Origin of the sequence: Paraburkholderia sp. J7 (assembly GCF_905220155.1) — a bacterium.
Taxonomy (GTDB): domain Bacteria; phylum Pseudomonadota; class Gammaproteobacteria; order Burkholderiales; family Burkholderiaceae; genus Paraburkholderia.
Map to the genome: position 1 here is coordinate 69,675 of NZ_CAJMYZ010000010.1, position 21,707 is coordinate 91,381.

Below are 21,707 nucleotides of genomic sequence, written 5' to 3' on the forward strand. Positions count from 1 at the left end.
GCTTGTCTGTTACCGCTGCGCCGTTATCGTGTTCCCGCGCGCTCAATCAGACCCATGCGCGCGGGTCATGCTTGCCGCCTCAGTACGTCGCGCGTCCGCCCGAAAGATCGAACACCGAACCGGTGCTGAATGCGCAGTCTTCCGTGGTGAGCCACACGATCATCGAAGCGGCCTCGTCCGGCATCAGGAAGCGGTTCATCGGGATCTTGGCGAGCATGTAGTCGATATGCTGCTGCGACATCGAATCGAAGATCTCGGTCTTGGCCGCCGCCGGCGTCACGGCATTGACGAGCACGCCCTTCGTGGCAAGCTCCTTGCCGAGTGACTTGGTGAGCCCGATCACTCCGGCCTTCGATGCACTGTAGTGCGAAGCATTCGGATTGCCTTCCTTGCCGGCCACGGAGGCAATATTGACGATGCGTCCATACCCCTGCTCGATCATGCGCGGCACGACGGCGCGGCACGTGAGGTAACTGCCGATCAGATTCACTTCGATCACGCGGCGCCATACGTCTACGGGCAATTCCCACGTGAGTCCGTTGCCGCCGGTAATGCCCGCGCTGTTCACGAGCGCGTGAATCGCGCCGTGCGTTTTCACCGTTTGCTGCGCGGCGGCCTCGACCGACGCTTCATCGGTCAACTCGACTGTCACCACCGAGACATTGCCAAGCTCCGACAACTCGCTGCGCGCGCGCTCGAGCCGCTCGGCGTCGATGTCCCACAACGCGACCGCCGCGCCCGAGCGCAGTGCGCGTTGTGCCACGGCATAACCCAGACCGCGTGCGCCGCCCGTCACCACCATCACGCGATTCTTCAGATCCAGTTGATTCATTGCGCCTGCCCTCCTTGTTCCGCCACGAGGCGTTGCTGTTGTTCGCCGAGCCCGCTCACGCCGAGGCGCATGGTCTGGCTCGCGCGCAGATAGATCGGCTCGGGCTTCTGCCCCATTCCCACGCCCGGCGGCGTGCCGGTCGAGATCACGTCGCCGGGCTGCAGGCTCATGAACTGGCTGATATAGGAAACGAGCGTGGCCACGTCGAAGATCATCGTGCGCGTGTTGCCGTTCTGGTAGCGCTTGCCGTCGACTTCGAGCCACATGTCGAGCGCCTGCGGGTCGGCGACTTCGTCGCGTGTGACGAGCCAGGGGCCGAGCGGCGCGAAAGTGTCGTAGCCCTTGCCCTTGTCCCACTGGCCGCCGCGCTCGATCTGCCATTCGCGCTCGGAAACATCGTTGACCACGCAATAACCGGCCACATAATCGAGCGCACGCTCGCGCGGCACATTGCGCGCTTCTTCGCCGATCACCACGCCTAGCTCGACTTCCCAGTCGACCTTCTTCGCGCCCGGGGGAATCAGCACGTCGTCGTTGGGGCCGGTGATGGAACTCGTTGCCTTGAGGAAGAGCACCGGCTCCTTGGGCACGGGCATATTCGATTCGGCGGCGTGGTCGGAATAGTTGAGGCCCACGCAGACGATCTTGCCGACGCTGCCCACGCACGGGCCGAGGCGGGTGTTGCCGGGAACGAGCGGCAAGGTGGTGAGATCCAGTGCCGCGATTTCGCGCAGCGCAGCTGCGCCGAGGCGCTTGCCGGCCACGTCTGGCGTGACGCCGGAGAGGTCGCGCACGCGCCCCTCGTTGTCGATCACACCCGGCTTTTCAGCCCCTTTACTGCCCCAGCGGACCAGCTTCATGCGGCGTCTCCTGATATTGGAATGCATCGTTGACAGCCAATATAGGTGCACCGCGATAGCCGAACAATCCGAAAGCCGCATGAGGCGATAGCGAAACCGGATCGCGCCCTTTCAAACGTCATGCGCTATGGATACGCAGATAAACAAAAGCCCGCGAACGCCTTGACGTTCGCGGGCTTTGTGCACTGCAACGCGCCTGCGAGACAGGCGCAACGGGCATCAGTGCATTGCGTGCAGGTAATGATAGAGACCGGCCGCAGCCGCGCCGCCGGCGAGCGGGCCGAACACCGGAATCCACGCATAGCGCCAGTCGCTGTCACGCTTGCCCGGAATGGGCAGCAGCGCGTGCATGATGCGCGGCGAGAGATCGCGCGCCGGGCTCATCGCATAGCCGGTCGGGCCGCCGAGCGAAATGCCGATGCCGAGCACGAGCAGACCCACGGGCAGCGCGTCGAGCGCGCCGAGGCCCACCTGCGGCGAGGCCAGATAGAGCACGCCCAGGATCAGCACGAAGGTGCAGATCGCTTCCGTCAACACGTTGTGCCGCTTGCTGCGAATGGCGGGCGCCGTGCAAAACACCGCGAGCTTGATATCCGGATCGGCTTCGTTTGCGAAGTGCTGTCGATAGGCAAGCCACACGAGCAGTGCGCCCGCCATGCCGCCGAGCATCTGCGCCGCGATATAACCGCCGACCTTCGACCAGGCGAACTTGCCCGCCAGCGCGAGGCTGATCGTCACGATGGGGTTGAGGTGCGCGCCGCTGAACGAGGCGGTCACGTAGACCGCCACGAACACGGCCATGGCCCAACCCATCACGATGACGATGAGGTCGGCGCCCTTACCCTTCGTTTTAGCGAGCAGCACGTTCGCAACGGCGCCGTTACCTAGCAGCACGAGAATGGCCGTGCCAATGAATTCCGCAAGATAGGGTGACATGATTGTCGAAGTCTCTCTCTGCCCGCGCGGTGCATGCGCACGTAGCGCATGCGATCCCGCTGCGGGTTATGTTAATTAGTTATGCTTATTTGTTGGAAAAGCAGATCGCGCGGCTCAGTGCGAGTCGTCTGCCCAAGCCTTGGCCGCACGCACCGCACGCTGCCAGCCCGCACGGCAGGCGTCGACCTGCGCGGCCGGCATCGAGGGAGCAAAACGCCGGTCGAGCTTCCACTGGCTCTGCAAGTCGCTCACGTTCTGCCAGTAGCCCGTTGCAAGGCCTGCGAGGTAGGCGGCGCCGAGTGCCGTGGTTTCGGTGATCTTCGGGCGTACCGCATCCACGCCGAGCAGGTCTGCCTGGAACTGCATGAGCAGATTGTTCGCGCTCGCGCCGCCGTCCACGCGCAACTCGCCCACGCTGATACCCGAATCCGCTTCCATCGCAGCCAGCACGTCGAGCGACTGGTACGCGATCGAGTCGAGCGCCGCGCGCGCGAGGTGCGCTGAGGTCGTGCCGCGCGTCACGCCGAACAGCGTGCCGCGTGCGTGCGCGTTCCAGTGCGGCGCACCGAGGCCCGCGAAGGCCGGCACGAGGTACACGCCATCCGTATGCGGCACGCTCGCGGCGAGCGCTTCGATTTCCGGCGCGCTCTTGATGATCCCCATGCCGTCGCGCAGCCACTGCACCACCGCGCCCGCAATGAAGATGCTGCCTTCGAGCGCGTAGTTGACCTCGTCGCCGATCTGCCAGGCGATCGTCGTCACGAGGTTGTTCTTCGACTCGATGGGCTTCGTGCCCGTGTTCATCATCAGGAAGCAGCCCGTGCCGTAGGTGTTCTTCACCATGCCCGTGCTCGTGCACATCTGGCCGAACATCGCGGCCTGCTGGTCGCCCGCGATGCCGGCCAGCGGAATCTTCGAGGCGAACACCGTGGTCTTGGTAGGACCATAAATTTCGGATGACGAACGGACTTCGGGCAACATGCTGCGCGGAATTTCGAGCGCGTCGAGCAGCTCGTCGTCCCATTGGCGCGTGTGGATGTTGAAGAGCATGGTGCGCGACGCGTTCGTCACGTCGGTCACGTGCAGTTCGTGCTTCGTGAAGTTCCACACGAGCCAACTGTCCACGGTGCCGAACGCCAGCTTGCCTTGACGCGCTTTTTCGCGTGCGCCGGGCACGTTGTCGAGAATCCAGCGGATCTTGGTGCCTGAGAAGTACGAGTCGATCGGCAAGCCGGTCTTCGCGCGCACTTTTTCTTCGAGGCCGCGCTCCTTGAGCGAGTCGCAGAAGTCGGCCGTGCGGCGGTCCTGCCACACAATGGCGTTATAGATGGGATGGCCCGTTTCACGGTCCCAGACGATGGTCGTCTCGCGCTGGTTCGTAATGCCGATCGCAGCGATATTGGTGCCGTTCAGGCCCGCGCGCGTGACGGCTTCGGCGGCCACGCCGGCCTGCGTCGACCAGATTTCCTGCGGATCGTGCTCGACCCAGCCCGGCTGCGGATAAATCTGCTCGAATTCCTTTTGAGCGACCGAAACGATATTGCCCTGGCGGTCGAACAGCATGGCGCGCGAACTCGTGGTGCCCTGGTCGAGCGCAAGAATGTACTGTTCCTGCATGTCTCTCATCTCCGTGTGTACTAGTTGTGATTGTGCGCCGTGGGGGACGGCGCGGGGGGGTACGTGCCTGGTATTACGTAAAAACGCTTGCGTGGTGCCGGCGAACTTCAGTGCTGCGCGGTCGCCGTCGCGCTTGATGCGGCAAACCAGTGATCGATTGCGGCGGTCACGCCATTGAGCGTGCCCGGTTCGACATGCAGGCCCAGCTTCGAGCGGCGCCACAGCACATCTTCGGCGCGCGTGGCCCATTCGGCGGCGCGCAAATAGCGCAATTCGGCCTCGTAAATGCCAGGCGCGACTTCGGCGCCGAGGTCTGCGAGCGATTTCGCGTTGCCCAGAAGACGTTCGGCGCGCGTGCCGTACGCACGCGCGTAGCGGCGCGCAAGCGCGGCAGGCAGCCACGCGTGGCGCTTCGCGAATGCCTGCGCAAAGGGCTCGAAACGCGCGTTCGCGATATCGCCGCCGGGCAGCGGCGCGCCCGCGGTCCACGAAGGCGCGGCGTGGCCGAGCGCGCGGCACAGCATGTCCGAAGCTTCTTCCGCGAGCTTGCGGAAGGTCGTGATCTTGCCGCCGAACACCGAAAGCAGCGGCGCGCCAGCGGTTTCGTCGAGTTCGAGCTTGTAGTCGCGCGTGACGGCGGACGCATTTTCCGCGCCCTCTTCCTCGAGCAGCGGACGCACGCCCGAGTAGGTCCATTGCACGTCGGCGGGCGAGATCTTGCGCTTGAAATAGCGGTTGATCGACTCGCACAGATAGCGCGTTTCGTCGCCGTCGATCGACACCTTCGCGGGGTCGTTGTGATACTCCACGTCGGTCGTGCCGATCAGCGTGAAGTCATGTTCGTACGGAATCGCGAAGATGATGCGCTTGTCGGGGTTCTGGAAGATGTACGCGTGGTCGTGATCGAACAGGCGCTTCGTGACGATATGGCTGCCCTTCACGAGCCGCACGCTGTGCTGCGCGCCGCGCCCGAGCGCGCCGTGCAGCACGTCGCCCACCCACGGGCCGGCCGCGTTGGCGATGGCGCGCGCACGCACGTCGAAGGTGCCGCCGTCCGGGCGGCGCAAGAGCGCCTGCCATTCACCACCCGCACCGTTCGCGACATTCGTGCGCACGGCGGAAACCAGCTTCGTGCGCGTGAGGATGTCCGCGCCGCGCTCCTGCGCGTCGAGCGCGTTGAGCACGACGAGGCGCGCGTCGTCGACCCAGCCGTCCGAATAAACGAAGCCACGCTGGATCGAATCGATGAGCGGCTCGCCCGCCGCATGGCGGCGCATGTCGATGCCGCGCGAGCCCGGCAGCAGCTCGCGCTTCGCCAGATGATCGTAGAGGAACAGGCCCATGCGAATGAGCCATGCGGGGCGCAGGTTCGGCATGTGCGGCATGACGAAACGCAGCGGCCACATGATGTGGGGCGCCGCGCGCAACAGCGTTTCGCGCTCCTGCAGCGCCTTGCGCACGAGCCCGAATTCCTTGTACTCGAGATAGCGCAGCCCGCCGTGAATCAGCTTGGTGCTGGACGACGAGGTATGCGAGGCGAGGTCGTCCTGCTCGCAAAGGAGCACCGACAATCCGCGGCCGGCCGCGTCGCGCGCGATACCCGCGCCGTTGATCCCGCCGCCCACGACGAGCAGATCGTACCGGTTCTGTTGAGTCACCCTGCTGTGTCCCTGAAAGAAAAACGAACCTCGGAATGTTCGAATTCGAAATTTATCGAACATGAACGAAAAAGTAAAGGTTCGATTTCGGGACAAAAGAATGGAAAGGCGCGCGTAAACGAACATGCTACGAACATGTATCGAACGTTCGTCATGCGCGAATGAAAACGGGGCGCCAACACGTTCCCGAGAGGCAACGCGCCGGATTTCAGATCAGAAAGGAAGAAAACACGCGGACTGCGCGCGCCTCAGATAAAGCGCGTACGCAAATCCCGCGGCTTACGCTGCGACGTGAACCTGCGTGCCCGCCGCGAGCACCGCCTCGTTCATTTCCTCGGGCAGCGGCTGGTCGGTGAAGAGCGCGTGAACCTGGCTCAGATGCCCCTGGCGCACGAGCGCGGGGCGGCCGACCTTCGAATGATCGGCGACGAGATAGACCGTGCGCGCATGCTCGATGATGGCCTGCGCCACGCGCACCTCGCGCGTGTCGAAGTCGCGCAGCGTGCCGTCGGTTTCGATGGCCGAGGTGCCGATGATCGCGTAATCCACCTTGAACTGGCGGATGAAGTCGATGGTGTGCTCGCCGACGATGCCTTTGTCCCAGGGCCGCACCACGCCGCCGGTGATCATGACTTCGCAGTCGGGATAGCCGCTCATCACGCTCGCCACGTTCAGGTTGTTCGTGACGACGCGCAGGCCCTGATGACGATTGAGCGCGCGCGCGACTTCCTCGGTCGTGGTGCCTAGGTTGATGAAGAGCGACGCCTGATCGGGAATGTGCTGGGCCGCAAGCGCCGCGATCCGGCGCTTCTCCTCATGAAACATGTGTTGCCGCGCGCTGTACGAGACGTTTTCCGCACTCGTGGGCAAACTCGCGCCGCCGTGATAGCGGCGCAGCAGATTCATGTCGGCGAGCCAGTTCACGTCGCGGCGAATGGTTTGCGGCGTGACATCGAAATGCGAGGCGAGATCGTCGACCGTGACGAAGCCGTCGCGTTGCACCCATTCGAGCATTTCCTGCTGGCGCGCGTTCAGGGTGAGGCGAGGATCTCGTGTCATTGGCTCTTTTGGCAGACGTATGAGGACTTGGCCTATTGTAAAGGCTCGCCCACCTGATTCAGGAGAAAGCCGGTTACTCATCGATTAATCAGGGCTGCGAGCGCCCCCGGGGTTCCCCCTGCGCTTCCGTTAAAATGCTGCGCTTTCTCCGCTCACCCGCCGCTCCCGATGCAATCCGCCTCATCAACCCCGCGCGCCGCCTCCCACGGCGCCGACGAAAACGAAACCACCCACGACCTCGTCTACGGCCCGAACGATCGCCCCGCGCCGACCATCGCCTTCGTGGCCGCGCTCCAGCATCTGCTCGCGATCCTCGTGCCTATCGTCACGCCGGGACTCCTGATCTGCCAGGCGCTGGGCGTTTCCAGCCGCGACACTACGCTGATCGTCTCGATGTCGCTGGTCATTTCCGGCATCGCCACGTTCCTGCAATGCAAGCGCGTCGGGCCGCTCGGCGCGGGCCTGCTCATCGTCCAGGGCACGAGCTTCAACTTCGTCGGCCCGCTCATCGCGGGCGGCAGCCTCATGGTCAAGCAGGGCACGCCGGTCGAAACCGTAATGGCTGCGATATTCGGCGTTGTCATCGCGGGCTCGTTTGTCGAAATGGCGGTGTCGCGCATCCTGCCCTTCATCAAGCGGCTCATCACGCCGCTCGTCACCGGCATCGTCGTGCTGCTGATCGGTCTCACGCTCATCAAGGTCGGCCTCATCAGCATGGGCGGCGGCTATGGCGCCATCGCCAAGGGCAATTTCGCGAGCGTCCAGAACCTCACGCTCTCGGGACTCGTGCTCGGCACCATCATCGTGCTCAACCGCGTGCCCATTGTCTGGGTGCGCAGCACGGCGCTCGTCATCGCCCTCGCCATCGGCTATATCGTTGCGGGCGCAATGGGTCGGCTCGACTTCACCGGCGCGCGCGAAGCCGCGTTGTTCCAGATTCCGACCCCGCTGCATTTCGGCCTGGGCTTCTCGTGGTCGCTCTTCGTCCCCATGCTGATCATCTACCTCGTGACCTCGCTCGAAGCGATCGGCGACGTCACTGCCACCAGCAAGGTCTCGAAAGAGCCGGTGGAAGGTCCCGTGTGGATGCGGCGCATCAAGGGCGGCGTGCTGGTCAACGGCTTCAATTCGCTGATCGCCGGTTTCTTCAACACGTTCCCCAGCTCCGTGTTCGCACAGAACAACGGCGTGATCCAGCTCACCGGTATCGCCAGCCGCCACGTGGGCCTCTGGATCGCGGGCATGCTCGTCGTGCTGGGCCTCTTCCCGAGCGTGGCCGGCGTGCTGCAGGCCGTGCCCGAGCCCGTGCTGGGCGGCGCGGCCATGGTCATGTTCGGCGCGGTGGCCGCTTCGGGCATCAACATTCTCGCGGGCACGCGCCTCGACCGCCGCGCCCTGCTCATCATCGCGGTGTCGCTCGCGCTGGGCCTTGGCGTCTCGCAAGTGCCGGAGATCCTGACCAGCCTCCCGCATGCGCTCAAGAACGTGCTGGAGTCGGGCGTCGCAACGGGCGGCATCTGCGCGCTCGTGATGAACTGGTTCCTGCCGGAAACGCGCTAACGCGCCGAGCGTGCGGCCCCGACGCCGGGCCGTGCGCTTTTTTATTGACCGTAATTTCCAATTTACTGGATAATGACTCCATCATCTTGGAAGCAAACCCAATGGACAGCCCGACCGACGCCGGAATCAACGAGCGTATCGCCCGCTGCGTGCGCGACTTGCGCGCCACGCGCGGCCTGACGCTGGACGCGCTGTCCACGCGCAGCGGCGTAAGCCGCTCGATGATCTCGATGATCGAGCGCGGCGCCGCCAGCCCCACGGCAGTGGTGCTCGAAAAGCTCGCGGCGGGGCTGTCGGTCTCGATGGCGAGCCTCTTCGGCGCAAGCGGCGAGAGCACGCCCGCCGAGCCCCTGGTGCGCCGCGAACAGCAGGCGCAGTGGCGCGACCCGCAGTCGGGCTATATGCGCCGGAGCGTGTCGCCGCCCAACTGGCCTTCGCCGATCCAGCTGGTCGAAGTGGATTTCCCCGCCGGCGCGCGCGTCGCCTATGAAACGGGCGGCCGCGAGAATGTGATTCACCAGCAGGTCTGGGTGATGGAAGGCAGCATCGACGTGGAATTGGGCAATGAGCGGCATTCGCTGCATGCGGGCGACTGTCTCGCCATGCGGCTCGATCAGCCGCTGATCTTCAGCAATCCAGGCTCGCACGCCGCGCACTATGTCGTTGCCATTTGCGACGTCAACGGTATCTGAATGCGCCTGATGCGTCTGAATCTGCCACCCTTTTCATTTAAAGAGGATTCCCTATGAATTCGAACCCACAGAGCGATGGCGTGCGCTTCATCGATTGCAACGAAGCGGACCATGCGTCGGCGATTCTCGAGATCCTCAACGACGCGATCGTCAACTCAACCGCGCTCTACGACTACAAGCCGCGCGCGCCCGAGGCTATGGCCACATGGTTCGGCACCAAGCGCGCGAACGGCTTTCCGGTAGTGGGCGCCGTGGATGAAGCCGGCACGCTGCTCGGCTTCGCGAGCTGGGGCACATTCCGCGCGTTTCCCGCCAACAAGTACACGGTCGAGCACAGCGTCTACGTGCACCGCGACCAGCGCGGCCGCGGCCTCGGCGAACGCCTGCTGCTGGAGTTGATCCGCCGCGCCCGTGGCGAACAGATTCACGTGCTCGTGGGCTGCATCGACGCCACCAATGCCGGCAGCATTGCGCTGCACGCCAAGCTGGGATTCACGCACTCGGGCACGATCAAGGAAGCGGGATTCAAGTTCGGACGCTGGCTCGACGCCGCTTTTTACCAGCTCAACCTCGAGATGCCCGCCCCGCCCGTGGATGGCTGAACTTCGCGCGCAATGCCTGCGATAAGCGCGTTACCGTGCGATCGACCGGGCCGCAGCCGCGGTCATGGCATTGCGGAGATGGCGTGCGCGCAGCGGCGCGCGAGCCGCGCGCTTTGAAGCGCACGCCGCTCGCGTAGCACGTAGCTTCGCCTGGCTGCGGTTGCGGGACTCGGCTTCGCGCGTGGCACGCCGCGATTGCCCGCGCACGAAAAGGCGCACGGCGAGCAGCACGCAGCCTGTCACCGCAAGCACGGCGACGCGAAACGGCGACGACTCGAAGGCGCGTTCGGGCACGTGCAGCAGCAGGATCGAGATGAACACGGCGACCTGAATCAGGATCGCCGAAAGCGAAGCGACGAACAGGTACGCGTGCAGGCGATCGGTCGGCGGCTTCATGGGGGCTGCACTCAAGAAAGTTGCGCTGACAACGATATCCAGTCTGACTGGTTCCACCCTACGCCTCGCGAATGTCACGCACATGGCAACGTGCGACGCGGGGCGGAGTTTTGAGATCGTGCCTGTTCGAAGCTGAAGAGAACCTTAAGGAAAGGTGCCTGCGCATACGCTTTTTTCATCGGAAGATAATCCTTTGCGCACCTTACTAACCAGCGCCTTTCATCGCCTTTCGACTTACCACCTGGCGTCTCATTCAGCGCTTACGTAAGGTTGACTTAAGCTCGCGTGCCGTACCCTTGCAAGCTGTAATCTGTACGGCAATGCAGTCATGAATCGCACCTATGAATATCGCGGCTACGCAATCCGCGTTGGCGTCGAAGCGAACGGCACTCTCCCGCTCGAACGTCCGGAAATCGAACGTCCTCGCTACGCGGCCGTGGTGAGCATCGCAGCCAACGACAAGTGCGCGTTGCCCTCACCCCTGAAAATCGAGAATGCCGCCGGCCTTCCCTTCAGCTCCGATATCGACGCCTTGATGGGCGGCTACAGCGCGGCCTGCCGCCTGATCGACGAACGGCTGGCCGAAAACGCGGCCTGATCCGCCAAAGAAAAAACGCGCGGTGGCTTCAAGCCATCGCGCGTTTTTTAATCAGGACGCAGGTCGTGCGTCCTCTGTCTACGCTCAGTCGCGGTTCGCCTGCAACACGGTCAGCGCGGCCATGTTGATGATGCGTCGCACCGTCGAGCTCGACGTCAGCACGTTCACCGGCGCATTCACACCCAGCAGGAACGGGCCGACCGCCACGTTGCTGCCCGCACCCGTCTTGAGCAGGTTGTAGGCGATGTTGCCCGAGTCCACGTTCGGGCACACGAGCAGGTTCGCCGCGCCCTTGAGCTTCGAATGCGGCAGGATGCGCAGGCGCAGTGCTTCGTCCAGTGCGCAGTCGCCGTGCATTTCCCCGTCGATTTCCAGATCGGGATTCTTCTCGGTCACGAGCTTGAGCACTTCACGCATCTTCGTGCCCGAAGCCGAGCTGCCCGAACCGAAGTTCGAACGCGAGAGCAGCGCAACCTTAGGCTGCAGATTCAGCCATTCCATCTGGCGCGCAGCCGCCAGCGTGAACTCGGCGATCTGCTCCGCGTTCGGGTTGTCGTTCACGTGCGTGTCGACGATCGCGACCGTACGCTTGTCGAGCAGCAGGATGTTCATCGCCGCGTACGTTTTCGCGTTCGGGTGCATGCCGATCGCTTCGTCGACGAAACGCAGGTGGTCGTGATACGCGCCCACCGTGCCGCACACCATGCCGTCCGCGTCGCCCAGGCGCACCATCATCGCGCCGATCAGCGTGAGACGGCGGCGCATTTCCACGCGCGCCATTTCCTTCGAAATGCCGTCGCGGCAGCGCAGTTCCCAATAGGTCGTCCAGTACTGGTGGAAGCGCTCGTCGTACTCAGGGTTCGTGACTTCCACGTCTTCGCCGAGCTTCAGGCGCAGGCCGAACTTCTCGATGCGGGCGAGCAGCACTTCGGGGCGACCGATCAGGATCGGACGCGCGAGCTTCTCGTCGACGATCACCTGAACCGCGCGCAGCACGCGCTCTTCCTCGCCTTCGGCGAACACGATGCGCGACTTGCCGCCGTCACGCACGAACTGCTTCGCGGCCGCGAAAATCGGCTTCATGAACGCGCCCGAGTGATACACGAACTGCTGCAGCTCGTTCGTGTACGCACCAAAGTCGTCGATGGGGCGCGTGGCCACGCCGTCTTCCATCGCGGCCTTCGCCACGGCCGGTGCGATACGCACGATCAGGCGCGAATCGAACGGCTTCGGAATCAGGTACTTCGGGCCGAAGCGCAGATCGTAGGCGCCGTACGCGGCAGCCACCGAGTCGTTCAGTTCTTCTTCCGCGAGCTTGGCGATCGCGTGCACAGCCGCGATTTCCATGTTTCGCGTAATGGTCGTAGCGCCCACATCGAGTGCGCCGCGGAAGATGTACGGGAAGCAAAGCACGTTGTTGACCTGGTTCGGGAAGTCCGAACGGCCCGTGGCGATCACCGCGTCCGGGCGCGCTTCGAGCGCGACCTCGGGGAAGATTTCCGGCGTGGGGTTGGCCAGCGCGAGAATCAGCGGCTTGTCGGCCATTTTCTTGACCATCTCCGCCTTGAGCACGCCGCCGGCGGAAAGGCCGAGGAACACGTCCGCGCCTTCGATCACTTCGGACAGCGAGCGCGCGGAGGTGTCCTGCGCGAAGCGTTCCTTGTCCGGGTCCATGAGCGTCGTGCGGCCCTGATAGACCACGCCGTCGATGTCGGTCACCCAGATGTTCTTGAGCGGCAGGCCCAGATCGACCATGAGGTCCAGACACGCCAGCGCCGCCGCGCCCGCGCCCGAGGTCACGACCTTGACCTTCGTAATGTCCTTGCCGATCACTTTCAGGCCGTTCATGAACGCGGCCGAAACGGTAATGGCGGTGCCGTGCTGATCGTCGTGGAAGACCGGAATCTTCATGCGCTCGCGCAGTTTGCGCTCGACCGTGAAGCAGTCGGGGGCCTTGATGTCTTCCAGATTGATGCCGCCGAACGTGGCTTCGAGGCTCGCGATGATGTCCACGAGCTTGTCCGGATCGCTTTCGGTCACTTCGATGTCGAACACGTCGATGCCGGCGAACTTCTTGAACAGCACCGCCTTGCCTTCCATGACCGGCTTGGAGGCCAGCGCGCCGATGTTGCCGAGACCGAGCACGGCCGTACCGTTCGTGATCACGCCCACCAGATTGCCGCGCGCAGTGTAGCGGAACGAGTTCTGCGGATCGGCGACGATCTCCTCGCAGGCCACCGCCACGCCCGGCGTATAGGCGAGCGCGAGGTCGCGCTGGGTGACGAGCGGCTTGCTGGCCGTCACCGAAATCTTGCCCGGGGTGGGAAATTCGTGGTATTCCAGCGCGGCCTGACGATCGGTCTTGTTCATGTTCCTCACTCGATATGGACGGGGCCCGGCTCGCGCTGGCCAGCCTGGATCGGGGCTGGCGCGGCCTGGCGTGTTCGAATGAGGCGATTCTAGAGAGCCCTCATAACGTGTCCATTTTGATTTAGTATGGGGCCATCATTTTTTCGTAATACCCTGGGGAATCGTGTCTTTCAGCATTGACGACGTGACAAGGCGGTTGAATACGCGCCTGAAAATGCGCCATCTGGTCCTGCTCCTGCAGATCCGCCAGCACGGTTCGCTCACGCGCGTGGCGGAACACATGGCGACGAGCCAACCCGCCGTCACCAACGCGCTGGCTGAAATGGAGAGCATGTTCGGCGCGCCGCTCTTCGACCGCACGCCGCGCGGCATGACGCCCACGGCGCTCGGCAACGTGGTGCTCGCGCGCGCCCAGGCCATGCTGCACGACCTCGACCACCTCGCGCGCGACATCGAAGCCGTGGTGGCCGGCCACGCCACGCGCGTGCACGTGGGCGTGATTCCGTTCATCTCGGGGCGCACGCTTGCCGCGGCCATTCGCCTCACGCAGTCACGGCTGCCGCAACGCGTCACCATGACGATTCACGAAGGCACGAGCGACGCGCTCCTGCCGCAGCTTCGCGACCATACGCTCGATATCGTGATCGGCCGCGCGTCTTCCGCCGTCGATGTCTCGCAGTTGCGCTTCGAGGTGCTGCATCAGCAAAAGCCGCGGCTCATCGCGAGCCGGCGGCTCGCGGCGCGCCTTGCGCGCGGCAAGCTCGACTGGGAAAAGCTGGTCGAACTCGACTGGATACTGGGCGCGCCCCATACGCCCATTCGCGAGCAGATTTCCGATCTTTTCCTGCACGCGGGCGTGGCGCCGCCCGTGCCGATCGTGGAGAGCTACACGTCCCGGCTGATCGGCGAAATGATCAGCACGAACGAGAACGCCGTGTCGATCGTGCCCGCCGATATTGCCGAGGAACTCGTGCACTTCGCGGGCGTGGCCATCGTGCCGTACACGCTCGACTGGACGCTGCCGCCGGTCGCGATGTTCACGCGCGCGGGCGTGCTGCGCGACGTCGACGCCACCTTTGGGCAGTCGCTGCGCGAGTTGTATCAGGAGGCGGAGAAGGCGCGGGGGTGAGTGGCTAACGCCAAGCGCAAACGGGGCGCGGACCCAATCGCCCCGCCCCGTTCACCACGCATCACAGGTATTCGGCAGATCAAACCCGCTCAGTCACCACCTGCTGCGCCTCCAGCGTGCCTTCGCCCTGCATGCGCGCCACCAGCATCAGCGCGCAGACCAGCGTGATGAGCACATGCACCACGCCCAGCGCCACCACCGAAAGAATGCTGCCCGTGGCGCTCAACAGGTACTGGCCGAGAATCGGCGTCGTGCCCGCGAACACCATGCCGCAAATCTGATAAGCGAGCGAAATGCCGGTGTAGCGCACCTGCGCGGGGAAAGCCTTCGCCAGCATGCCCGCCATGGCCGCGTAGTAAAGCGAATGCGGAATCGAGGCGAGCGCCATGCCGATCATCGCGAGCTTCGTCGACCCGGTGGCGATCATCGAGAACATCAGGGGCAGCGCAACGATCTCAGGCACGAGCATGTAGACGATCGCTTTCTTGAGGTCCATCTTCGTGGCGAGCACAGCGCCGAACGGTTGCACGATCAACTGCACGACAATCGCAAACGTGATGACGCTCAGGAACTGCGTGCGGTCGAAGCCGATCGAGGTCACGGCCCACGAAAGTGCGAACGTCGTCTTGAAGTATGTGGCCGAGAGCGCGATCACGCAGGCGCCCACGCCCATCGCCACCAGGCCCTTGTGATGGCGCAGCACTTCGGCGATCGGCAGCTTCGCCACCTTGTTCTTCGCCTGCAACTCCTTCATGGCGGGCGACTCGTCCACGCTCATGCGAATAAAGAGCCCCACGGCCACCAGCGCCGCCGACATCAGGAACGGCACGCGCCAGCCCCAGGTCATGAACTGGTGGTCGGGCAGCATGGAAATCACGAGAAACGCGACCGTGGCGAGCAGATTGCCCGCGGGCGAGCCCTGCTGCGCGAACGCCGAATAGAAAATTTCCTTGCCCTTGGGCGCATGTTCCGAGGAAAGCACGACCGCGCCGCCCCATTCGCCGCCCATGGCAATGCCCTGCGTGAGACGCAGCAGGATCAGCAGCACCGGCGCGAGCACGCCCACCTGGTTGTACGTGGGCAAAAGGCCCATGAGCGTGGTGCAGCCGCCCATCAGCATGAGCGTGACGATCAGCGTTTTCTTGCGGCCCACCTTGTCGCCGAGGTGGCCGAACACGATGCCGCCAATCGGGCGCGCGAGAAAGCCAACCCAGAACGAGGCGAACGCGGCCAGCGTGCCGATCAGCGCATTCGTCGATGGGAAAAACAGCTTACCGAGCACGAGCGCGGCCGCGGTGCTGTACGCGTAAAAGTCGTACCACTCGATCGTCGTGCCGACGAACGATGCGATGCCCGCCTTGCGAGCCTGGCGATGCTGGGTGTCGAGGGAGGTTGCTGCCAAGAGACGTCTCCAGATTTCGATTTCGAGCGGCGGTTTCCAGAGCGAAACGCGCCGTTTCCCGGGCCTATCCGATTCGAAAGTGCCTTGCGATCACGTTCGCCTTTCGAACTACCTTTCATTTATCGAACAAAGCGCCAGAAGGTGCGGACTATGAAACGGTCGTTCGCTAGCGTCAACCAAGGGATAACCCTCAGCCCTCCCGCCGCCCGAGCGGGCCGCGATTGCGGCGACTTAGGTGTTTACCCGTAACCGTATTGTCAGCTTGTTATCGGTATGCCGATAATACTCTCATGGATGTGAAAACCGCAGTGCGCGTCTTCGACGTGATCAACCTCTTTGCCGAAGTCCGGCAGCCGATGATCTACAGCGAAATTGCGCGTCGAACCGAGATCCCGCTGTCGAGCTGCCACGCGCTGTTGCAGACGATGGTGGCCAAAGGCTATCTGTACGCGCCGGGCGTGAAGGCGGGCTACTACCCTACGCAGCGTCTGCTGCACGTGGCGCGCGACATCTGCAGCGAGGACCCGCTCACGCTGATGTTCCAGCCGCTGCTTTCCGCGCTGCGCGACGCCACTGGCGAAACCGCCGCGCTCGCCACGCTCGCGGGCAACCGCGTGGTCTATCTGGACGTGATGGAGTCGCGCCAGAAGATCCGTTACAGCGACGAGCCGGGCGGCTTCATGACCATCGCGAGCGCTGCGGGCAAGGCGCTGCTCGGTGCGCTCGCCCCCACCGCGCGCCGCAAACTGCTCGACAGTCTCGAGCCGCAGTTGCACTCGGCCAGTGGCGCAGCGATCGACCGCGCCGCGTTCGAGCGCGATGTCGAACAGGGCGTGACGGAAGGCTGGCACCGCTCGACGGGCGAGAGCGTGGAGGACGTAGCCGGCCTCGCGCGCGGTTTCCTGATTCACGGCGAGGCGTTTGCGCTCGTCATCGGCGCGCCCAAGGCGCGTCTTCTGAACAACGAGCAGAACGCCGTGAAGGCGCTGCTCGAGGTGTACGCGCAAATCCCGCCGTCGCTCCTCGCCGCCTGAGACCCCTCGGGCACCCGATGTAGCGTCGCGCGAGCGCGGAAATCCCGAAGTGGAGGCAAAAGCATGCGTTGGAAGAACCGGCCGGAAGGCTCGAACTGGGGCGATTTCGGTCCCGACGATCAATTGGGCCGCCCCAATCTCATCGGCGCGCAGCAGGTGCTCAAGGGCGCGCAGGAAATTCGGGCCGGGCTCACGTTCACGCTCTCTCTGCCGCTCGACTTCCCCGGTGACAGCAAGCTCAACGTGCGCCGCCATCCGCCGGTGCTGCGCCCCACCTTTCGCGACGGCCTGCCGTATGTGAACTTCCCGTTCGCGCGGAACGTTGCGGGCGCAACCGACGTGGTGAGCGACGATCAGGTGCTGCTCTCGCTCCAGTACTCCACGCAGTGGGATTCGCTCGCGCATGTGGGCGCGCGCTTCGACGCCAACGGCGACGGTATGGCCGAGAGCGTCTACTACAACGGCTATCGCGCGAACGTGGACGTGGTCGGCCCGATGGAATATCGCGCCGAAGACAACTTCGCGCCCCACGCCTGTGGCGGCGAGCATAGCCATGCCGATGTGCTCGGCATCGAGCATCTTGCGGTGAAGGGCATGCAAGGCCGCGGCGTGCTGATCGATTTCGCCGCGCATTTTGGCCGCGAGTTTCGCACCGTCGGCTACGACGATTTGATGCGCGTGATCGAGGCGGACGGCGTGGAGGTCGAGCGCGGCGACATGCTCGTGCTGCGTACCGGCTTCGCGGAGATGGTGCTCGAAATGAACCGCCAGCCCGACGAGGCCGTTTTGTCGAGCCACTGCAGCGCACTCGACGGACGCGACGAACGCCTGCTGCAATGGATCACCGACTCAGGCATCGCCGCGCTCGCCGCCGACAACTACGCCGTCGAACGTTATCCCGCGCGCGCGCCGGCCACACCTGGCGACCACCCGCTCATGCCGCTGCATCACCACTGCCTCTTCAAGCTCGGCCTGCCGCTGGGCGAGCTTTGGTATTTGCGCGATCTCGCTTTGTGGCTGCGCGAACACAAGCGCTCGCGATTCATGCTCACCGCGCCGCCGCTGCGGCTACCGGGCGCGATGGGCTCGCCCGTCACGCCGGTGGCAACGGTTTGACGAACTAATTCGCAATCCTTTGTTTTACCCGATTTCCCGAGAAAACATGGCTAAAGAAAGAGTCCTGATTACCGGCGCCGCCGCCGGCATCGGCGCCGCGTGCGCGGCGCGCTGCGAGGCCGACGGTTACGAAGCCGTCGTCATCGACCGCGTGGGCGACGGCATCATCGCCGACCTCTCCGACACCCAGGCAACGGCGGCCGCACTCGAGCGCGCGCTGGAGGGCGGCCCGATCACGCGCCTCATCAACAACGTGGGCGTGGTCGTGCCCAACGACGCCGAGCACCAGACGCTCGAAGAACTCGAACGCGCCTGGGCCCTGAACGTACGCTGCGCCCAGCAGTGCATGCAGGCGCTGTTGCCCGGCATGAAGGCCGCGGGCTTTGGACGCATCGTCAACATGTCGTCGCGCGCCGCGCTCGGCAAAGAGTTGCGCACGGCCTACTCGGCCACCAAGGCCGCGCTAATCGGCATGACGCGTGTGTGGGCGCTGGAACTGGGCGCGTTCGGCGTGACCGCGAACGCCATTGGCCCCGGCCCCATCCGCACCGAACTGTTCGACCGCGCCAATCCGCCCGGCACCCCGCGCACCGAGGCGATCATCAATGCCGTACCGGTGAAGCGCGTCGGCACGCCCGACGACGTCGCGCACGCCGCTTCGTATCTGCTCGATGCGCGCAGCGGCTTCGTGACCGGCCAGGTGCTCTACGTATGCGGCGGCATGACCGTTGGCGTCGCTGGGGTTTGACGATGACGGCCCCAGATACGCCCACGCAGCGGCGCGCCGGCATTGTCGGCGCGGGCAGCATTGGCGTGGCGTTCGCGATCTGCTTCGCGCGGGCCGGCTGGCGCGTGCGTCTCTACGATCCCGACGCTGCGCGCCGCGCCGCCGCGCCTGAAGAGATTGCACTGCGCCTTGGCGATCTCACGCACTACGCCCTGCTCGACGAAAGCGCGAGCGACATCGCCGCGCGCGTAGCGATTTTCGATACGCTCGAAGCCGCTGTGGCGCAGGCCGATCTCGTGCAGGAATGCGCGCCCGAGCGCGCCGAACTCAAGCGCGAGATCTTCGCGCAGCTCGACCGCGCAGCGCCTGCCGAAGCGATCCTCGCGAGCGCTTCGTCGTTTCTCGCGACTTCGAAATTCGTGGACGAAACGCTGCCGGGCCGCGCGCGCTGCCTCGTCGCTCACCCCGGCAACCCGCCCTACCTCGTGCCCGTGATCGAAGTCGTGCCCGCCCCCTTCACGTCCGAAGCCGCAGCCACGCGCGCCATCGCGCTCTACGCCGAAGCGGGCATGAAGCCCGTGCGCGTGAAGCACGAGGTGGAAGGCTTCATCTTCAACCGCCTGCAAGGCGCGGTGCTGCGCGAGGCGTATTGCCTCGTGCGCGACGGCGTGGCGTCGGTGGAAGACATCGACACCGTGATGCGCGAAGGCCTCGGCCCGCGCTGGTCGGTGATCGGTCCGTTCGAGACCGTCGATCTGAACACGCGCGGCGGCATCGCCTCGCATGCGCAGAAGATGGGCCCATCGTACGCACGCATGGGCGCCGAACGCGGCCAGCACGACCCGTGGACGCCTGAACTCGTCGCACAGGTCGAGGCCGCAAGACGCGCGGCGCTGCCGCTCGATCAATGGGACGAGCGTGTGGGCTGGCGTGACCGCCAGCTCATGCACCTCGCCCGCCATCGCAAGACCCGAAGCCACGACGACTCATAAGCGCCTCGAACGCACGCGCCGAGAGCCGAAGAGACCCGACAACTATTACGATTCAGACAGAGACACTTCCATGCAGAAAGTCACCGCTTTCTTTACCGAGCTGATGCGCCGGTATTTGCCCGATCCCTTCGTGTTCGCGATCGGCCTCACGCTGCTGACGATGGCGCTTGCCGTGATCGTGCAAGGGCAAGCCGTCACGGCCCTCACCACGAGCTGGGGCAAGGGCTTCTGGGCGCTGCTCGCGTTCACCACGCAAATGGCGGTGATTCTCGCAATGGGCTACGTGCTCGCCACAGCGCCGCTCACCGACCGCTTCCTGAACCGAGTCGTCGCACGCGTGAACGACCCGCGCATGGCGATCATTGTCGCGACGCTGGTGGGCGGCATCGGCAGCTATCTGAACTGGGGCTTCGGCCTCGTGGTCGGCGGCATCGTCGCGCGCAAACTCGCGCTGCGTGTGAAAGGCGTGCATTATCCGCTCATCATCGCTTCGGCCTATAGCGGCTTTACGCTCTACGGCCTCGGGCTTTCGGCGAGCATTCCCGTGCTGATTTCGACGAAGGGGCATCCGCTCGAAGCGCAAATGGGCGTCATTCCGCTCTCCGAAACGATTTTCTCGCCCACCATGCTCATCACGAGCCTCGTGACCATCATCACGCTGCCGCTCCTGAACGCATGGCTGCATCCGAAGCCCGGCCAGCCGATCAAGGAGATCGACCGCGCCATGGAAGAAAAGCAGCAGAAGGCAGCCGCACTCGGCGTGGATCTCGACGAAGGCAACACGCTCGCCAACCGCCTGAACAACAGCCGCATTCTGAGCTATGTGATCGGCCTGATCGGCATGGGTTATGTCGCGCTGCACTTCGTGCAGGGCGGCTCGATCGACCTGAACCTCATCAACTTCTTCATTCTGTTCCTCGGCATCCTGCTGCTCGGCACGCCGATCCGTTATGTGGAGAAGCTCAACGAAGGCATTCGGACGATCAGCGGCATCATTCTGCAGTACCCGTTCTACGCCGGCATCATGGCGATCATGGCGTCGTCGGGTCTCGTGAATACGCTTTCCGAAGCGTTCGTGAAGGTCGCCACACCGGCCACGCTGCCGTTCTGGGGCTTGATCAGCTCGTTCGTCATCAACTTCTTCGCGCCTTCGGGCGGCGGCCACTGGGTCATTCAAGGACCATTCATGATCGAAGCGGCGAAGACGATCGGCGCCTCCGTGGGCCATACGTCGACGGCCGTGATGCTCGGCAACGCATGGAACGATCTCGTGCAGCCGTTCTGGATCTTGCCGGCCCTCGCGCTCTCGAAGCTCAAACTCAAGGACATCATGGGCTACACGGTCATCATGATGTTCTGGATCGGCATCGTTTATTCGGTTGCGATTCTCGCCTGGGGCTGACGGGACCTGAAACGAACCCGCCCCTGAACCCATACCTTTAACGGAGACGATTCATGCTGTATCTCGTGCACATGCAGGTGCAGATTCCGCACGGCACCGACGCCGCCTTCGCCGACGCCCTGAAGGCCGAAGAAAAAGCGTTCTCGCAGAAGCTGCAACGAGAAGGCAAATGGCGCCACTTGTGGCGCGTGGCCGGCGAATACGCCAATTACAGCGTGTTCGATGTCGAGTCGAACGACGAACTCCATACGCTGCTTTCCGCGCTGCCGCTCTTCCCGTTCATGAAGATCAGCGTGACGCCGCTCGCCCAGCATCCGTCGGCCATCGTGCCCAATTAAGAGGAACGCGCCATGCCCTTTCTCATCGAAACGTTCGACAAGCCCGGCCACGCCGAGGTGCGCGTGCGCGAGCGCGACGCGCACCTGGAATTTCTCGCGCAAAACAAAGCGCTGTTGCTCGCCTGCGGTGCGAAACTCAACGACGACGGCAGCAGCGCGGGCGGCGGCATCTATATCGTCGACCTCGAAACCCGTGAAGAAGCCGAGCACTTTATCGCGCAAGATCCATTCACACATGTCGGGCTGTTCGAGAGCGTGAAGATCGTTCGCTGGCGCAAGGCCTATATCGACGGAACCTCCTACCTGTAAGCGCGACGCGCAGTTCCTCGCGAACGCGAAGTTCGCTATCGACCCTCGACGGCGCTGTGCTCCCCTGTGCAGCGCCGT

Annotated in this window: 21 protein-coding genes; 12 read left to right on the forward strand and 9 right to left on the reverse strand. The window is 64.1% G+C overall.

What is annotated here, in order from left to right; all coding sequences use genetic code 11:
- Positions 1 to 79 precede the first annotated feature (79 nt).
- The 6 genes from U5A58_RS17665 to U5A58_RS17690 all read right to left on the reverse strand — a co-directional run bounded on the left by U5A58_RS17665 (position 80) and on the right by U5A58_RS17690 (position 6,962).
- Positions 80 to 832, reverse strand: a complete 753-nt coding sequence (locus U5A58_RS17665) for an SDR family NAD(P)-dependent oxidoreductase (RefSeq protein ID WP_321962411.1) — start codon at positions 830 to 832, stop codon at positions 80 to 82.
- Positions 829 to 1,692 carry a fumarylacetoacetate hydrolase family protein gene (locus tag U5A58_RS17670; RefSeq protein ID WP_321962412.1) on the reverse strand — a complete coding sequence of 288 codons (864 nt, stop codon included), beginning with the start codon at positions 1,690 to 1,692 and terminating at the stop codon, positions 829 to 831. Before U5A58_RS17670 ends, U5A58_RS17665 begins: the two co-directional genes overlap by 4 nt.
- 219 nt (positions 1,693 to 1,911) lie before the next feature.
- Positions 1,912 to 2,628, reverse strand: coding sequence for an MIP/aquaporin family protein (locus U5A58_RS17675; protein ID WP_042261976.1), 717 nt, complete (start codon positions 2,626 to 2,628; stop codon positions 1,912 to 1,914).
- Between the two features lie 114 nt (positions 2,629 to 2,742).
- On the reverse strand, positions 2,743 to 4,245 hold the full coding sequence (gene glpK / locus U5A58_RS17680) for a glycerol kinase GlpK (protein ID WP_321962413.1): 1,503 nt from the start codon (positions 4,243 to 4,245) through the stop codon (positions 2,743 to 2,745).
- Between the two features lie 107 nt (positions 4,246 to 4,352).
- On the reverse strand, positions 4,353 to 5,903 hold the full coding sequence (glpD, locus tag U5A58_RS17685) for a glycerol-3-phosphate dehydrogenase (protein ID WP_321962414.1): 1,551 nt from the start codon (positions 5,901 to 5,903) through the stop codon (positions 4,353 to 4,355).
- 279 nt (positions 5,904 to 6,182) lie between these two features.
- Positions 6,183 to 6,962: a DeoR/GlpR family DNA-binding transcription regulator gene (locus tag U5A58_RS17690; RefSeq protein WP_321962415.1), complete on the reverse strand. Its 780-nt coding sequence runs from the start codon at positions 6,960 to 6,962 to the stop codon at positions 6,183 to 6,185.
- 168 nt (positions 6,963 to 7,130) lie between these two features.
- Here U5A58_RS17690 and U5A58_RS17695 point away from each other — a divergent pair, with 168 nt between their 5' ends.
- From U5A58_RS17695 to U5A58_RS17705, 3 genes are all read left to right on the forward strand, one after another.
- Positions 7,131 to 8,522, forward strand: coding sequence for a nucleobase:cation symporter-2 family protein (locus U5A58_RS17695; RefSeq protein ID WP_321962416.1), 1,392 nt, complete (start codon positions 7,131 to 7,133; stop codon positions 8,520 to 8,522).
- Between the two features lie 101 nt (positions 8,523 to 8,623).
- Positions 8,624 to 9,214 carry an XRE family transcriptional regulator gene (locus U5A58_RS17700; RefSeq protein WP_321962417.1) on the forward strand — a complete coding sequence of 197 codons (591 nt, stop codon included), beginning with the start codon at positions 8,624 to 8,626 and terminating at the stop codon, positions 9,212 to 9,214.
- A 53-nt stretch (positions 9,215 to 9,267) separates the two neighbouring features.
- Positions 9,268 to 9,816 (forward strand): N-acetyltransferase family protein, encoded by a 549-nt coding sequence (locus U5A58_RS17705; RefSeq protein ID WP_321933648.1) that lies wholly within the window; start codon positions 9,268 to 9,270, stop codon positions 9,814 to 9,816.
- 30 nt (positions 9,817 to 9,846) lie between these two features.
- Here the strand turns inward: U5A58_RS17705 and U5A58_RS17710 are convergent, their stop codons facing one another.
- A complete protein-coding gene (locus tag U5A58_RS17710; protein WP_321909479.1) occupies positions 9,847 to 10,212 on the reverse strand; it encodes a hypothetical protein in 366 nt (121 codons plus the stop codon).
- Between the two features lie 328 nt (positions 10,213 to 10,540).
- On the opposite strand from U5A58_RS17710, the gene U5A58_RS17715 reads away from it, so the two are divergent.
- Positions 10,541 to 10,810, forward strand: a complete 270-nt coding sequence (locus U5A58_RS17715) for a hypothetical protein (RefSeq protein ID WP_321962418.1) — start codon at positions 10,541 to 10,543, stop codon at positions 10,808 to 10,810.
- 84 nt (positions 10,811 to 10,894) lie between these two features.
- Here U5A58_RS17715 and U5A58_RS17720 read toward each other — a convergent pair whose 3' ends face one another.
- Positions 10,895 to 13,180 (reverse strand): NADP-dependent malic enzyme, encoded by a 2,286-nt coding sequence (locus tag U5A58_RS17720; RefSeq protein ID WP_321909483.1) that lies wholly within the window; start codon positions 13,178 to 13,180, stop codon positions 10,895 to 10,897.
- A gap of 163 nt (positions 13,181 to 13,343) precedes the next feature.
- Between U5A58_RS17720 and U5A58_RS17725 the strand changes: the two genes are divergently transcribed.
- Positions 13,344 to 14,309 (forward strand): LysR family transcriptional regulator, encoded by a 966-nt coding sequence (locus tag U5A58_RS17725; protein WP_069266119.1) that lies wholly within the window; start codon positions 13,344 to 13,346, stop codon positions 14,307 to 14,309.
- A 79-nt stretch (positions 14,310 to 14,388) separates the two neighbouring features.
- On the opposite strand, the gene U5A58_RS17730 is transcribed toward U5A58_RS17725, so the two are convergent.
- Entirely contained in the window at positions 14,389 to 15,711 is a 1,323-nt protein-coding gene (locus U5A58_RS17730; protein WP_321962419.1) for an MFS transporter, read from the reverse strand.
- A gap of 290 nt (positions 15,712 to 16,001) precedes the next feature.
- Between U5A58_RS17730 and U5A58_RS17735 the strand changes: the two genes are divergently transcribed.
- The 7 genes from U5A58_RS17735 to U5A58_RS17765 all read left to right on the forward strand — a co-directional run bounded on the left by U5A58_RS17735 (position 16,002) and on the right by U5A58_RS17765 (position 21,629).
- Positions 16,002 to 16,745, forward strand: coding sequence for an IclR family transcriptional regulator (locus tag U5A58_RS17735; protein WP_321962420.1), 744 nt, complete (start codon positions 16,002 to 16,004; stop codon positions 16,743 to 16,745).
- Between the two features lie 63 nt (positions 16,746 to 16,808).
- The gene (locus U5A58_RS17740; RefSeq protein WP_321909492.1) at positions 16,809 to 17,861 is read left to right on the forward strand and encodes a cyclase family protein; all 1,053 of its coding nucleotides are present in this window, start codon (positions 16,809 to 16,811) and stop codon (positions 17,859 to 17,861) included.
- A 46-nt stretch (positions 17,862 to 17,907) separates the two neighbouring features.
- Positions 17,908 to 18,609: an SDR family oxidoreductase gene (locus U5A58_RS17745; RefSeq protein WP_321962421.1), complete on the forward strand. Its 702-nt coding sequence runs from the start codon at positions 17,908 to 17,910 to the stop codon at positions 18,607 to 18,609.
- A gap of 2 nt (positions 18,610 to 18,611) precedes the next feature.
- Complete coding sequence (locus tag U5A58_RS17750) at positions 18,612 to 19,580, forward strand: 3-hydroxyacyl-CoA dehydrogenase (RefSeq protein ID WP_321962422.1); 969 nt, start codon at positions 18,612 to 18,614, stop codon at positions 19,578 to 19,580.
- A 70-nt stretch (positions 19,581 to 19,650) separates the two neighbouring features.
- Positions 19,651 to 20,982 carry a short-chain fatty acid transporter gene (locus U5A58_RS17755; RefSeq protein WP_321962423.1) on the forward strand — a complete coding sequence of 444 codons (1,332 nt, stop codon included), beginning with the start codon at positions 19,651 to 19,653 and terminating at the stop codon, positions 20,980 to 20,982.
- 53 nt (positions 20,983 to 21,035) lie between these two features.
- Positions 21,036 to 21,320 (forward strand): muconolactone Delta-isomerase, encoded by a 285-nt coding sequence (catC, locus tag U5A58_RS17760; RefSeq protein WP_158760386.1) that lies wholly within the window; start codon positions 21,036 to 21,038, stop codon positions 21,318 to 21,320.
- A gap of 12 nt (positions 21,321 to 21,332) precedes the next feature.
- Positions 21,333 to 21,629, forward strand: coding sequence for a YciI family protein (locus tag U5A58_RS17765; RefSeq protein WP_321962424.1), 297 nt, complete (start codon positions 21,333 to 21,335; stop codon positions 21,627 to 21,629).
- The last annotated feature ends 78 nt before the right edge of the window (positions 21,630 to 21,707 follow it).